Source organism: Massilia consociata, from assembly GCF_042432755.1.
GTDB lineage: Bacteria > Pseudomonadota > Gammaproteobacteria > Burkholderiales > Burkholderiaceae_D > Telluria > Telluria consociata.
The window spans coordinates 70,271-83,892 of record NZ_JBHLWP010000016.1 but is presented as its reverse complement, the minus strand read 5'-3'; the positions used below and the strand labels follow the sequence as shown (position 1 = coordinate 83,892).

9 protein-coding genes are annotated in these 13,622 nt (G+C 69.1%); 4 read left to right on the top strand and 5 right to left on the bottom strand.

Annotated elements, in window-relative coordinates:
• Nucleotides 1-4: 4 nt before the first annotated feature.
• Nucleotides 5-4,462 (bottom strand): translocation/assembly module TamB domain-containing protein, encoded by a 4,458-nt coding sequence (locus tag ACFFJK_RS17560; protein ID WP_379680842.1) that lies wholly within the window; start codon nucleotides 4,460-4,462, stop codon nucleotides 5-7.
• Entirely contained in the window at nucleotides 4,462-6,324 is a 1,863-nt protein-coding gene (locus ACFFJK_RS17555; protein WP_379680841.1) for an autotransporter assembly complex protein TamA, read from the bottom strand. Before ACFFJK_RS17555 ends, ACFFJK_RS17560 begins: the two co-directional genes overlap by 1 nt.
• 164 nt (nucleotides 6,325-6,488) lie before the next feature.
• Here ACFFJK_RS17555 and queC point away from each other — a divergent pair, with 164 nt between their 5' ends.
• The 3 genes from queC (at nucleotide 6,489) to ACFFJK_RS17540 (ending at nucleotide 8,339) form a co-directional block, all read left to right on the top strand.
• A complete protein-coding gene (queC, locus tag ACFFJK_RS17550; protein ID WP_379680840.1) occupies nucleotides 6,489-7,199 on the top strand; it encodes a 7-cyano-7-deazaguanine synthase QueC in 711 nt (236 codons plus the stop codon).
• Nucleotides 7,200-7,424: 225 nt separating this feature from the next.
• Nucleotides 7,425-7,817, top strand: a complete 393-nt coding sequence (locus ACFFJK_RS17545; RefSeq protein ID WP_379680839.1) for a DUF1622 domain-containing protein — start codon at nucleotides 7,425-7,427, stop codon at nucleotides 7,815-7,817.
• Nucleotides 7,818-7,862: 45 nt separating this feature from the next.
• Nucleotides 7,863-8,339 carry an HPP family protein gene (locus ACFFJK_RS17540; RefSeq protein ID WP_379680837.1) on the top strand — a complete coding sequence of 159 codons (477 nt, stop codon included), beginning with the start codon at nucleotides 7,863-7,865 and terminating at the stop codon, nucleotides 8,337-8,339.
• Here ACFFJK_RS17540 and ACFFJK_RS17535 read toward each other — a convergent pair.
• The gene (locus tag ACFFJK_RS17535; protein ID WP_379680836.1) at nucleotides 8,336-9,037 is read right to left on the bottom strand and encodes a DUF421 domain-containing protein; all 702 of its coding nucleotides are present in this window, start codon (nucleotides 9,035-9,037) and stop codon (nucleotides 8,336-8,338) included. The two genes, ACFFJK_RS17540 and ACFFJK_RS17535, sit on opposite strands and share 4 nt — an antisense overlap.
• Before the next feature lie 54 nt (nucleotides 9,038-9,091).
• Here ACFFJK_RS17535 and ACFFJK_RS17530 point away from each other — a divergent pair, with 54 nt between their 5' ends.
• A complete protein-coding gene (locus ACFFJK_RS17530) occupies nucleotides 9,092-9,403 on the top strand; it encodes a BON domain-containing protein (RefSeq protein WP_379680835.1) in 312 nt (103 codons plus the stop codon).
• Between the two features lie 46 nt (nucleotides 9,404-9,449).
• Here ACFFJK_RS17530 and ACFFJK_RS17525 read toward each other — a convergent pair whose 3' ends face one another.
• Together ACFFJK_RS17525 and ACFFJK_RS17520 are read right to left on the bottom strand one after the other, a co-directional pair.
• Nucleotides 9,450-10,787, bottom strand: coding sequence for a DUF2254 domain-containing protein (locus tag ACFFJK_RS17525; protein ID WP_379680833.1), 1,338 nt, complete (start codon nucleotides 10,785-10,787; stop codon nucleotides 9,450-9,452).
• Between the two features lie 169 nt (nucleotides 10,788-10,956).
• Complete coding sequence (locus tag ACFFJK_RS17520) at nucleotides 10,957-13,611, bottom strand: bifunctional diguanylate cyclase/phosphodiesterase (RefSeq protein ID WP_379680832.1); 2,655 nt, start codon at nucleotides 13,609-13,611, stop codon at nucleotides 10,957-10,959.
• Nucleotides 13,612-13,622 lie beyond the last annotated feature (11 nt).

Genomic DNA, 13,622 nt, shown 5'->3' with positions numbered 1-13,622 from the left:
GCGTTCAGTCGAACGCCCACGCATACAGCACGTCGAGCGCGGTGTTGGTGCCGGTCTGGAACTGCAGCGTGATGCGCGGGTTCAGCTTGTAGCGCAGGCGCACCAGGCTCGACGCGGTGCTCGCACCCTGCTCGAAACTGAGATAGGCGCGCGAGGAGATGCGCTTGCCCACCGTGACCACCGTGCTTTCCAGGCCGGTCGCCTGGCCGCTGGCTTGCTTCAATCCCAGTTCGTCCACGCCGAGCGAGGTCGCCAGCTTCTGCGTGAAGCCGCCGGTGCCGCCCTTGCCGCCCAGCAGTGCACCAGCAGCGGCGGTCAGCACGTCCCGCTCGTTGCCGCTGGTGCCTTCCATGCCGTGCCCCAGCACCAGCCAGGACAGCTTCTCGCTGTCGGGCACGTTCGGGGTCGAGACCAGCCGCGCCTGCGGCGACTGCGCGGTGCCGCGCACCTGCACGCCGGCTTCCACGTTGTTTTCCGACAGCTGCTCGCCCTCCGGACGGCGGCGCACCGCGAGGATGTCGAGCGCCGGGTTGTCGTAGGGACCGCTGAAGGTCATCACGGCGCGTTCGATCGCCAGTTTCTGGCCGTAGGCCGCGTAATTGCCTTCGACCGCGCGGATGGTGCCGTTGATGCGCGGCGCCGCGGCGCCGACCTTGCGAACGCGTACATTGCCGGCGAGGGTGGCGTCGATACCCAGGCCGCGCAGGCGGAACTCGTCGCCGAGGTCGGCCCGCAGGTCGATGCTCAGGGGCAGCTCCGCTTCCTTGTTCGACGGCAGCGGCTTGGCGCCGCCCCGGCCCAGAACGATCACGTCTTCCGACATGGTCGGGCGGCCCTGCGGCGCGAATTCGATCAGGGCGCGGTCGGCGCGCACCCGTCCTTCGAGCGTGAACTGGTTGGCGTCGCGTACCAGCGCGGCGTTGCCGCTGACGACCACGGTACGGTCGGGACGCGACAGCGCCTCCAGCTTGTCGGCCGTCACGCGCAGGTTGGCGGCCGCCAGGCCGCCGGAGAAGCGCAGCGACCCTTCGGCCGAGGCGCTGCCCTGGCGGCCTTCGAAATACAGGCGCTGCAGCTGCAGCTGGTCGCCTGCGAGGCCGGCGCGCAACTGGCCGTTCTGCAGGCGTACGCCCTGTTCGGCCCAGCGCACGGCCAGGCCGTCGCCGGTGACGCTGCCGTTCAGGCTCGGTGTGCCGATGGTGCCGCTGCCGTTCAAGGCCAGGCGCAGCGCGCCGCCCAGTTCGAGTCCCGGCTGGCCGGCAAAGGAGGCGAGCCAGGCGATCGACCCCATGTTGGCGCTGGCCGTCATGCGCAGCGGGCTGTCGCTGTCCAGGCGGCCCTGCAGCAGCTGGGCCGTGGCATCCAGGTTGGCGGTGCCGGTGCGGGTGCCGTCGAGGTCGACGCGCACGCGCATGGCGCCGCCCTCGACGTCGGCGCGGGCATCGAAGGTGCGCAGGCCGAGCGGTACCGGGCTGTCGCCGCCGGCGATCACGTCGCCCTTCTCGCGGAACACGTGCACCATGCCGTCCAGCGCCGGGGCGCCGCCGGTGGCGGTCGCGGTGCGCAGGTCGGCCTCCCAGCGCGCGCCGAGGGTCAGGTCGCCGCGCGTGTTCTCGCGGATCGCCGGCGAGAATTGCGCCAGGTAGGTCAGCGGCACGTTGTCGGCGTGGCCGCGGCTGCTCCAGCGCGGCCCGTTCTTGACCAGGGAATCGACCGTGATGCTGCCCGCGGGCAGGCGCACCACCGCCCCGTTGAAGGCGATGCGTTCCGGCTTCGCCAGGCCCATGAAGCCGCTGCCTTTCGGACCGCTGATGCTCAGCGGGACCGGGGCCTGCAGCGCCATCGCGTAGCGGCCGCGGTTCTGCAATGCCGCCAGCGTGCCGGTCCAGGTGTCGCCCGCCAGGCCGCCGCGCACCTCGGTGTTGGCGTCGAACCCTTCGCCCAGCGCCGACAGGCGCAGTACATGCGCACCGCGCGTGCCTTCGGTGTGCAGGCGCACCGAGGAGACACGGGTGTCGCCGCTGGCGTAATCCGTCACCTGCACGTCGCTCGCCAGCGCGTCGCGCGCGCCGCGGCCGGAACCGAGGTTGGCAGTGGCGCGCAGCGCGCGGATGTTGTGCGTGAGCACGCGCAGGTTCTGGCCTTCGATGCTGGCCGTGACCGAGGGCGTGTCCATGGTGCCGGACAGCGTGCCCGAGCCGCGCAGCAGGCCGGAGAAGTCCGGACCCAGCGCCGCCAGCTGCGGCGCATCGATGCGCCAGGCCAGCTGGTCGCCGCTTGCGCCGAAGCTGCCCTTGGCGGCCACCACGTTGGCGCCCACGTGCAGGTCGACGTCGGCGTTGGAGATGTGGCGGCGGTCCGCCGTCAGCCTGGCATGGCCCCACAAGGGCGACTTCGACAGCGTCGAATCCTTGACGTCCAGGTCGAGCGCCGCGCGCCAGTTCGCGCCGCCGCGGCCGTTGCCGCTGAAGTTGGCATTGATCGACCCGGCCAGCGGCGAGCCGAAGGCCGCCGGGTTGAAGTCCTGTGCGGCGCCGGCCAGTTTGGCCTCGACCGTCCTGGCGCCTTCCGGGCCGCCCAGCCAGGCTTCGCCGCTGGCGCGCAGGCTGCCGCCCGCGTTCTTGCGCTGGGCGGCCACCCAGCCCAGGCCATTGGCATTGACGTCAAACGTGGTGCGCGGGGCGGCCATGGTGCCGGTGGCGACGCCGCTGGCCGTGACCGCGCCGTACAGGTCGCTGCGCACGGCCGCGAGCTGGCGGCCGTCGACGCGCCACTGCAGGCGGTCGCCCGCGCCGCCGAAGGCGCCGTTCAGGGCCACGGTATTCTGGCCCAGCGCCAGGTTGGCGTCGATGCCGCTGATACGCTTGGCGTCGGCACGCAGCTTGCCTGCGCCCGACAGCGGCTGGTTCAGCAGGCGGCTGCGGCGCACGGCGAAGTCGGCGTCGACGCGCCAGGCCGGGGCCAGGGCCCCCGCGGCGTTGACGCTGGCGTTGATGTCGGCCTGCGGGAAGTCACCGAAATCGGCCGGATTGAAGCGGCTCGCCGTGGCGCTGGCCTTGAAGGCCTTGTCCTCGAGCAGGTTCATGTTGCCGTTGACGTCCACGCGGCTGCTGCCGCTCGACAGGCGCGCTTCGCGCACCGTGACGACGTTGTTTTCGAGCGTCGCCAGCGCCGCCAGGCGCAGGGCCTTGTCGGCCAGGTTGGCCTGCAAGGTCTGGGTGTCGCCGGCGTTGGTCACCTGGATGTCGCCGCGGATCGCGGTCGGCTTCATGGTGGAGTAGATGCCCTTCAGGTCGAAGCGGTCGGTGTGCAGCGTGAAACGGGCGGTGCCGATGCCTTCTTCGTCCTGTCCGCGTTGCACGCCGCCGGTACCGGTGAAGCGGCCGGCCGCGCCGAAATCCAGCAGCACGTCGGATACCTGCAAGGCTTCGAGGTTCCCGCCCAATTGGCCGCGCATGAGGCGCAGCGGCAGGCGCTGCTGGTCGATGGTGCCGGCCGGGCCGTCGTTGGTGATGTCGACGCTGCCGCTGATGTTGCGCTTGGCATCGAGCCTGCCGTTGATGGCGAAGGTCAGGTCGGCCGTCGGCAGCGCCGGGTTGAAGAAGCCCGGGTCGACATTGCGGCCGTTGATGCGCATGGCGCGCAGCGGAATCTCGGCGTAGGGCGAGAGCTCGAAGTGGGCGTCGCCCACCGCGCGCCCGGCCTGGCCGGTGGCGTCGAGCACGGTCGTTTCCAGGTCGCCGCCGACCTTCATGCGCAGCTGGGCCGCCCGCGAACTTGGCCCACCTTCGGCCGCGGCCTGCGATTGCGTCAGGCTAGCGCTGGCGTCGATCTTGAACGGGCGCTGGGCACCGATGCGGCCATTGGCGGCCACGTCGCCCCACGGCGTCACGGCGGCGGCATCGCGCAGTTCCCAGCGCTCCTTGTCGCCGGCGACGCGCAGGCGGATGTTGTCGATGTGCGTTTCCGCGCCCTGGCTCACGAACGTCGCCCGGTTCAGGCGCGCGTCGTCGATGGACACCGGGAAGGGCGGCGCCAGCCTGGCCGGCATCGGGCTGCGCTCCTCGGTCTCCTTGAGCGTTTCCATGCGCAGGCTGGCCGCATGCAGCCGATCGACCAGGATGCCGCGCGAGACGATCTGTGACGGTGACCATTGCAGGTTGATCTTGTTGGCGATGACCAGCTGCTCGTCGGTGCGCCAGACCACGCGCTCGATATACATCGACCCGTACAGCGAGCCGCGTACGCCGGTGAGCTCAAGCTTGCCGCCGGTGGAGGCGGCGACCTTCTGCGCGATCATTTGCAAGGTGGTTTCGCGCCCCAGGTACCAGAGCGTGCCGCCGACGATGGCGCCGGTGACGACCACGCCGATGGCAAGACGGCGCGGCCAGCGGCGCGGCTTGGGAGCAGGCGCGGGCGCCGGGGCCGTGGTCTGTTCCGGGGTGGTGTCGTTCGTGTCCATCAGAAGGTGAATCCCAGGGAGAAGTGCAGGCGCGCTTTCTTGACCGCCTGGCCGTAGGCCAGGTCGACGTTGATCGGGCCGACCGGGCTGCGCCAGCGCGCGCCGACGCCGAAGCCGGACTCCGGTTTCAGGTCGCCGACCTTGTCGGCCGCGTTGCCGGCGTCGTAGAACACGGCCACGCCCCAGGGCGGGCGGAAATAATACTGGTATTCGGCGCTGGCGGTGAGCAGGTACTTGCCGCCGACGATGGCGCCGTTCTCGCGCACGCCCAGTTCGCGGTAGCCGTAGCCGCGCACCGACTGGTCGCCGCCGGCGCGGAACAGGAAGGTGCTCGGCACGCCCAGCTTTTCCTTGGCCGCCACTGCGCCGAATTCGCCGCGCAGCACCAGGGTGCCGCTCGGGCCGAGCGGCTTGAACATCTGGCCGCGCGTGTACAGGCGCAGGAACTTTTCGTCGGTCAGGACCGGCAGCAGCGCGCCGCCCAGCTGGCCCTGCAGCACGTAGCCGTTGGTCGGCTGGATCAGGCTGTCGAGCTTGCGGCGCGTGATGGCGTAGGTGAGCGGCAGGCTGCGCGTGGTGGTGGCTTCCTGCGGCGGCACCTCGCGCCTTTCGACCAGCGCTTCCAGCGTGAGGCTGCGTTCCAGCAGCGGCGAGCCCCACTGGCGGCGCGCCGCGACGGTGGCCAGGGTGGTGATCTCCCCACGGATGTCGTTGCGCTCGATGCCGGCGCCGACGCTGTCGTTGTAGCCCTTCGGCGTGGTGGGCCAGTAGAAATCGGTGCGCACGGTCTGGCGTTTCTGTTCGTAGATCAGGTCGCTCTTCATGCGCTTGCCGAGCACGTTCAGGTCGTCGTAGCTGAGCTGGGCGCGGGCGCCGGTGTCGGTGGAGAAGCCGAGGCCGACCTCGACGTTCTTGCGCTTGTTTTCCGTGACGCGCACCAGCACCGGCAGCACGGTCGGGCCGGTGGGCGGCTGCGCGGTGGCTGCGCCGGTGGCCGAACCGGCATCCTCGTCGTCGTCGCCTTCCTTCAGTTCGCGCAGCTCGTTGTTGAGCACGGCGCTCATGTCGGCGCTCACTTCCACGCTGCTGAAGTAGCCTGTGTCCTGCAGGCGCGACTGGAAGGCCTGCAGTGCGGCTTCGCTGTACTCGTCGCCCGGATTGATCTTGTTCAGGTTGGTGATGACCTCGCGCGGGTAGCGCTTCAGGCCGCGGATGCGCAGCTCGCCGAAGCGCATCTCGGGACCGCTGTCGATCACCACGCGCAGCACGGCGCGGCGCTCTTCCGGGTCGACCGTGGCGCTGGTTTCCACCAGCTGGGCGCGCGGGAAGCGCGTCTGCGTGACTTCACGCAGCAGGTTGCGCTTGGCCGCTTCCCAGTCGTCCTGGACGAAACGCGCGCCGACCGGGAGCGTCCAGCGCTGGCGCAGGGCGGCGGCGTCGAAAGGCGCGGCGCCCTGTTCCAGCGGGACAAATCCTTGCAGCACCAAGTCGACGTCGCCGACCACGGTCGGCGGGCCCGGGTCGACGATGATGCGGGCAACCGGACGGCTGCCACTGGTGTCGAGGCCGGCGGAAATCTTGGGCGAGTAATAACCTTCGGTGGCGATCAGGGCCCTTGCCTGTTCCGGCGCTTCCTTGACCAGGCGCTGGAGCTGTTCCAGGTCCACGCGCGGATTGCCGCGCCAGCGCATCAGGTCGAGGTTTTCTTCCAGCATGTCGTCGAGCTGGCGCGGTGCGTCGATGCGGACCTGGTAATCGATGCCCTGTGCGTGCAATGCCGTGGCAAATACCAAAGCGCCGACACCCATCAGGGCGCGGGGCAGGGCGCGCAGGCGGCGTGGGATCGATCTGGCAGGAAACATGGCGCTCCGATAAAAAGGTTCATGACATCTTAACGGATTGTCAAAAATGATGACGGACGGTTAACCCATCCGTGCGTGACCTGCCGGCTGCACGGGAGCCCGGTTTTATGCCAGAATGCGCGGTTTCCCCGGGCCATTCGCCCATCTTTTTCCGGACCACGACCATGCAATCTCTCGATACCGCGCTCGTTCTTTTCAGCGGAGGCCAGGACTCCACCACTTGCCTCGCCTGGGCGCTGCAGCGCTATGCGCGCGTGGAAACCATCGGCTTCGACTACGGCCAGCGCCACGCCATCGAGCTCGAAGTGCGTCCGGCGTTGCTGTCGAAGATGCGCGCGCTCGACCCGGGCTGGGATGCACGCCTGGGCGGGGACCACATGATCGACCTGTCCCTGATCTCGAAGATATCGGATACGGCCCTGACCAGCAACGTGGCCATCGCCATGCAGGAGAACGGCCTGCCGAACACCTTCGTGCCGGGCCGTAACCTGTTGTTCATGACGGTGGCGGCGACGGTGGCCTACCGCCGCGGCCTGAACGTGCTGGTGGGCGGCATGTGCGAGACCGATTTCTCGGGCTACCCGGACTGCCGCGACGACACCATGAAGGCGCTGCAGGTGGCGCTCAACCTCGGCATGGCCACGCGCCTGAAGGTCGAGACGCCGCTGATGTGGATCGACAAGGCGCAGACCTGGCAGCTGGCGCACGACTGCGGCGGCGACGCACTGGTGGATCTGATCCGCTTCGATACCCACACCTGCTACCTGGGCGAGCGCGGCGCCGCCCACGCCTGGGGCCATGGTTGCGGCACCTGCCCGGCCTGCGCATTGCGGGCGCGCGGCTACGCGCAGTATGTGGCAGGCAAGGCGACCTGAGGAGACGACGCGTCCGGCACCAGGCCGGCATGGCGTTCTCCGGCAATAGCCCGGGCCGTGCGTCGAGGCACGAGAATTTGCGCTATACATGGCACCCATGAAACGTTTTTGGAATCGCGTGGCGGGTTCGCGCGGCGCTCCCGTGTGACGGTCCGTTAGCTGTCGCTTTCTTCGACCATCGGCATGCTGGCCGCCGCGCTGCCGTTGCCGGATGAGGAGGAGCCAATGTTCGATCAGGTAGAGCAGCAGGTCCGGGCCTGCGTCGCGTGGCTGCGCCTGCTGGTGGAGGCGCTGGGTGCGCTGGTGATCGCGGTCGGCATCGTGCTGGTGGTGATCGCGCTGGTGCGCCGCCTGCTGTCCAGGGAGGGGGGCAGCTTCAGCCCGATCCGCCTGGCGTTCGCGCGCTACCTCACCTTGGCGCTGGAGCTGCAGCTGGCCGCGGACATCCTGTCGACCTCGGTGGCGCCGAGCTGGGACCAGATCGGCAAGTTGGCGGCAATCGCCGTGATCCGTACCGCGCTGAACTATTTCCTCAACAAGGAAATGGAGCATGAAAGCGCCATCCAGGAGCCAGGCAAGCGCGAGCTCGAGCGCAGGCCTGCCGGCGGGGCGGGGTGAGGCCATGGCGAGGGCGAACTGCCGACACGCCGGCGCCGCCTCGGGTTGCGCAAGGAACTGTTGCTGGCCATTGCGCCCACCGCAACGGTCCTGCTGGTGCTGGCGCTGGTCGAGGCAGTGAGCAACCAGCGCCTGCTGTTCGCTTCGCTGGCCTCGAGCGCCTTCCTGATCTATCTCGATCCGGGCCACAGCGTCAACCAGGCGCGGACCTTGGTGCTGGCCCAGCTCGGGGCGGCGCTGATCGGTATGCTTACCTTTCTGGCGTTCGGACCGGGCTATGCTTCGGCGGGCGTGGCGATGGTCTCGGCCATCGTCCTCATGATCGTGCTCGACGCCGTGCATCCGCCCGCCGTGGCGACCGCGCTCAGCTTCGGCCTGAAGGCGGGCGACGCCAGCAACCTGGTCCTGTTCTGCCTGGCGCTGGGCATCACCGTCGTCCTGCTCGGGCTGCAGCGGCTGACGCAATACCTGCTGGTGCGTTCCTTGCGTGGCCCGGCCGGCGATGCAGGGCGAAGCGGCTAGGAGCGGGATTCACCCAGCTTGCCGTATGCCGAGCGGTCGCCGGCCTTGTCGGCCGCGATCACCGACAGGCTGCCGTCGGTCTCCAGCACCGCCAGGTCGATGGCCGCCAGCGAACCATGCCCGTGCTGGCGCACCGCCGACCGTACCTCGTCCTCGGTGATGCGCACCCGCTTGAGTGCATCGTGCAGCAGCTGTCCATCGCGCAGGACCACGGTCGGCGCAGTCTTGACGGCCTTGCTGACGAAGCGCGAGCGCACCGAGGTCCAGGTGATGACCAGCTGCAGCAGCACCAGCAGGGCCAGCGCCGCCAGTCCTTCCAGCAGGCTGACGTCCTTGCTGATCAGGATGCTCGACAGGGTGGAGCCGAAGGCCACGGTGACGACCAGGTCAAACGAGTTCATCTTCGAAAGCGTGCGGTTGCCGCTGATGCGTAACAGGAACACCAGTCCGGCATAGGCCAGCACGCCCACCAGGAAGACACGGACGATGTCGCTCCAGCTGTCGAAAAACATGCGCCTCTCCTGCCTTGGAATTGATTGGAATACCGCCGATGGTAGCGCCTGCGCAGCGCCGATGTCGTCCGCCTGTCCGGCGAGCGCATCGCCCCGGTAGAGCGGCTCGATCCACCAGTGCACCCGGATCGTCACGCCGGCATCGGCATACTCGAGTTTGCCGAGGGTCAAGCTGGCGTCGCCCATCCCCGAAAGCACGCATCATGAATGTCCTTGCCATTCTTATCCAGGGAGGACGACATGAATGTCGCACGTATCTGCAGAGCCGCCATGCTTTCCGCCACCCTCGTCGCGCTCGGCGCGTGCTCGACCGATCCGAACACCCGCAAGGTCGGGGTTGCGTTGTCGGACACGGCCATCTCCACCAGGGTCAAGACCGCGCTGCTGGGCGATCCCGACGTCAAGGGAAGGAACGTCAACGTCGAAACCTTCCGCGGCACTGTCCAGCTGAGCGGTTTCGTCGACAACCCGGAAAGCGTAGCCCGCGCGGCCGACATCGCCCGCCGCGTCGACGGCGTGCGTGAAGTGCGCAACGCGCTGATCGTGAAGTAAGCCCTGGCCGCGCGGGTGTGCCGGCCGGGCCCCTGGATGCACCTCCTTAGTGGCCGGGCCGCTGCGCGTCCGGCGCCAGCATGGCGCGGAGGAGGCGCAGCCGGGCAGCGAGCTCTTCCTTCGCGGCCTCCGATTTCGCGCTGCGCAGCGCAATCTCGCCGGTGACCTCGGCCTGGTGCAGCAGCGCGCCGCGTTGCGCGCTCCCGGCGCAGGCTCGCCCCACCGCGGCGATGGTGTCCAGTATCCGCAGCAGCACCGCCGTGTTGCCCTGCGCGTTCTCGGCCACTTGGCGGAAGGCCAGGTTGGCAAGCCACGCGAAATCGATGCCGATGGAGAGCACACGCAGCTTACCCTGCTTGTCGTAGCGGTTGCACGGCTTCAGGTTGCGGCGGGCGCAGCAAGCCAGGATCACGCCGATGTGGTCCAGGCAGGTCTCTGCCGTGGTGCTGTCGTTGATTCCCGGCGACAAGGCCTTCAGGGCCATGTCGACCAGCTGGCGTACACCGAAGGCCGGATCCTGGTCGAGGGTGCGGAAAGCATCCATGCCATAGGCGTCGTTCAGTGCGGCAATCATCTTGTCGTCCGGCGGGCGGGCCATGGCCACCGACGCCAGCGTCTCGTCGATGCCGACGAATTCGCCCGGCTTGTGCTCCATGCGCACGACCGCATCGTGCTTGCAGGCCCATGCCAGCAGATGATGCTCGGCAACCGTCTGGATGGTGCCCCATTGCCGGGCCGGCACAGGGTACCAGGCGGCGCTTGCCAGATGAGGAGGGGGCGCGCGCTCGCCGTCGGCTGCATCGTCCGGGAAGTACTTGTCGATCATGTCGAGGGTTTCGTGGGTGATGGCCTGGGCCATCTCGGCTGCCTGGATGCTCGACGAGATGTGGTGAATGAAGAAGATGAAGGCACCGCTCGCGAGCACCGACAGCAGCACCGAACCCAGCACGGCGCAGACAGGAACGAAGGGTTCGGGTTCCCCGCCGATCGCCCGCAGCACGAGCAGGCAGTACAGGAAGATGCCGATGAAAATGCCGAGCACGACCTGGTTGCCCTTGTCGCGCATGAAGTTGCGCAGCACGCGCGAGGTGTACTGGGCAGATGCCAGGGTCAGGGCAACCATGGTGATCGAGAACGTGACCCCGGCAATGGTGGCCATGGCGCCGGCAATGGCGGACAGGAGGCTGCGTGCCTCTTCGGCGCCCACCGTGAACAGCCGCGGCCAGTCCTGCCGCAGGGTCTCGCCGGCCTGGCGGTCGAGTTCCACCAGGCCGGGCGCCAGCAGCATCAGGCCTGCGATCACCAGGGTGGGGACGAACCATAGGCTGGAATGGACCTGGACCCATAATTGCTTGAAACGGCTGTCCGCCAGGGCGTTCTGCATGCAGGCCTTTCGGTGAAATGGGATGGAAACCCGCCAGGGCGGGCAGTGCCGCGTCCGGCGGACGCGCACGACCATGCTAGCCCGACAGCCCGTGCGCACAATGTGCGCTGGCCACCCGGGCAGCCTGTTCAAACGGTCAAGCCCGGAGACAGCCTCGCAGCCCGGTGCGCTAGCCGGCGCGCGCCAGCAGCGCCGGCACCTCGTCCGCTTCCACCGGTTTGCTGAACAGGAAGCCCTGGTATTCGTCGCAGGCCATCTCGCGCAGCACCGCCAGCTGGCTTTCCGTCTCGACGCCCTCGGCCACCACCTGGAGTTTCAGGCCGCGCGCCAGGTTGACGATCGACAGCACGATCGCGGCGCTGTCCTCGTCGCGCCCGAGATCACGGACAAAGGCCCGGTCCACCTTCAGGCGCGATACGGGGAAGCGTTGCAGGTAGGCCAGGCTGGAATAACCGGTGCCGAAGTCGTCGATCGCCAGCTCCACGCCGAGCTCGCGGATCTCGTGCAGCCGCCGGTCGACTTCGTGTTCACGGCTCATCAGGGCAGTCTCGGTGATTTCCAGTTCGAGGCAGCCTTCTCCGACCCGGTACTGGGCCAGGCAGCGCCGGATCGTGTCGATCAGCGACTTCTGGTGGAACTGGCGCGGCGACAGGTTGACCGCCACCTTCACGGGCCGGACGAGGCGCGATGTCCATTGCTCCATCTGGCGGCAAGCCTGTTCCAGCACCCAGGAACCGATCGGGAGGATCAGGCCGGTGCGCTCGGCGATCGGCACGAAGTCGAGTGGCGACACCGTCCCCAGTTCCGGATTGGTCCAGCGCAGCAGGGCTTCGAAGCCGACCACGCGCTGTTCACGCACGGTAACCTTGGGCTGGTACACCAGGCGCAGCTCGCCGCGCTCGAGCGCGCGCCGCAGGTGCGCCTCGACGGTAAGGCGCTGGCCGAGTTCGGTGTGCCTGCTGGCCGAGAAGAAGTGCACGGCGTCGTCTACCTCGCCTCCGGCGCCGCTGGCCGCTCCTTGCGCGCTGCGGTACAGCTCGCCTGCGCTACCGCCGTCCTGCGGGTACAGGGCCACGCCCAGCACCGGATCGAGGAAGAAGTCGCGTCCGTCCACCTGCAGCGGGGCCGACATCAGGCCATGCAGTTGCCGGGCGAAGCGTTCCACGCCCTGGCGCCCGCCGCCGGCATCGAGCACGAAGGCGAATTCACCGCCGCGGATGCGCGCCGCCACGGCGCTTTCGTCACCCTTGCCGCAGGCAGCTCGCAGCAGGTCGGCCACCTGGCCCAGCGCGCGGTCACGGGCATCGTGGCCGAGCAGGTCCACGATCTCGTGCAGGCGTTCGAGCACCAGCGCCATCACAGCCAGCTCGCGCCCGCCGGAGGCGGCCGCAGCGATGCGCGCCTCCAGCAGGCGCCAGAATTGCGACTGGTTCGGCAGCCCGGTCACGGCGTCGAACTCGGCCAGCCAGGCCAGGCGCGCCTCGGCCCGCTCGCGCTCGGTGATATCGGTCAGCACGTTGACCAAATGCGCCTTGCCGTCCTCGCTGGTGAGGCGGGTGGTGAGCTGGATCACGGTGCGGGTTTCGCCGCTGCCATCGCGCACCGAGCCGGCCGCATCGAGGCTGGCGCCGTGCGCCAGCACCGCCTCGTAGCGGCGTTCCCGTTCGGCGTCGGCGCCGTCGAACACCGCGCGCTCTTCCAGGCCGGGCAGGGCGTCGCGCGGCCTGCCGACCAGGCGCGCAAAGGCGTCGTTCGCCAGCACGATGCGGCGCGCACTGTCGAGCACCCAGACCGGCGCCCCGATCGCGTTCACGATCGAGGACAGGTAATCGAAGCGCTTGACCAGGCGCGCCTCGCTGGCCGACACCAGTTCGACCAGGCGGAACTGGCGCTGCGAATCGCGCGCCACGCGCCAGGCCAGCAGCGCCAGCACGGCCGACAGCAGCAGGTAGAAGGCCAGCGCGGTCCACAGGCGCCCGTACCATCCTGCCAGCGCGACGCTGCGCTTCATGCCGGTGATGATCACCAGTTCGGCCCCTTCGACCATGTCGTAGCCGTACAGGCCGGGCGAGCCGTCGATCGGGCTGTCCGCCTGGAAGGCGCCGCGGCTGGCGCGCGGCAGATGTTCGCGAAACAGCGGCGTGTGGGCCATCGAGCGGCCGATTCCGGGCGGATAGGCGGGACCGCGCACCAGCATGGTGCCGTCGCGGCGCAGCAGGGTCACCGAACCGCCGGGGCCCAGTTCGACCAGGTTGTAGAGGCGCTCGAAGCGCACCGAATCCACCTGCGCCACCACGGTGCCGGCACGCCGGCCGCTGCGGTCAAGCACCGGCTGCACGAAATTCAGGATGCCGCGGCCGGTGGCGCGGTCGATGTCGCTCATGCCGATGTGGCGCGGACTGTCGCCCGCGGGCGGGGCCGGGAAGCTGGGCATGTCCTGCCCGCTGGTGCCGGGCATGACGCTGCCGACCAGGCGGCCAGCGGCATCGAACAGGACGATGCGCAGCAGGTAAGGGTGGGCGGGCCCCTGGCCGCCGTCGATGGCGGGGGGCGGCCCGTCGTCCTCGCGCACCAGCAACATGCGGGCCGCGCCCTGCGCCGCGCTGTCGATGCCCTGAGCCACGCCGGCCGTCTGGGCTGCGAACGCGATGGCCACGTTGCGCAGGGTGACCTGCTGCTCGCGCAGCGCGTCCTGGTAGCTCGCATACAGCATCGAGGCGGTGACCAGGCCAAGCGCCACGACCAGGCCGGTCGTCACGACCACGAGCCGCGCCAGCGAGTAGGGGCGGGTCTGGCGCAGGCCTGATGGGTTCGGTGCTTGCATGTCCTGGCGGG

Bases quoted from the DNA above. Each gene is read 5' to 3' on its own strand.
- ACFFJK_RS17560 (WP_379680842.1), bottom strand. From the start codon at position 4,462: ATGGACACGAACGACACCACCCCGGAACAGACCACGGCCCCGGCGCCC.
- ACFFJK_RS17555 (WP_379680841.1), bottom strand. From the start codon at position 6,324: ATGTTTCCTGCCAGATCGATCCCACGCCGCCTGCGCGCCCTGCCCCGC.
- queC (WP_379680840.1), top strand. From the start codon at position 6,489: ATGCAATCTCTCGATACCGCGCTCGTTCTTTTCAGCGGAGGCCAGGAC.
- ACFFJK_RS17545 (WP_379680839.1), top strand. From the start codon at position 7,425: ATGTTCGATCAGGTAGAGCAGCAGGTCCGGGCCTGCGTCGCGTGGCTG.
- ACFFJK_RS17535 (WP_379680836.1), bottom strand. From the start codon at position 9,037: ATGGGCGACGCCAGCTTGACCCTCGGCAAACTCGAGTATGCCGATGCC.
- ACFFJK_RS17530 (WP_379680835.1), top strand. From the start codon at position 9,092: ATGAATGTCGCACGTATCTGCAGAGCCGCCATGCTTTCCGCCACCCTC.
- ACFFJK_RS17525 (WP_379680833.1), bottom strand. From the start codon at position 10,787: ATGCAGAACGCCCTGGCGGACAGCCGTTTCAAGCAATTATGGGTCCAG.
- ACFFJK_RS17520 (WP_379680832.1), bottom strand. From the start codon at position 13,611: ATGCAAGCACCGAACCCATCAGGCCTGCGCCAGACCCGCCCCTACTCG.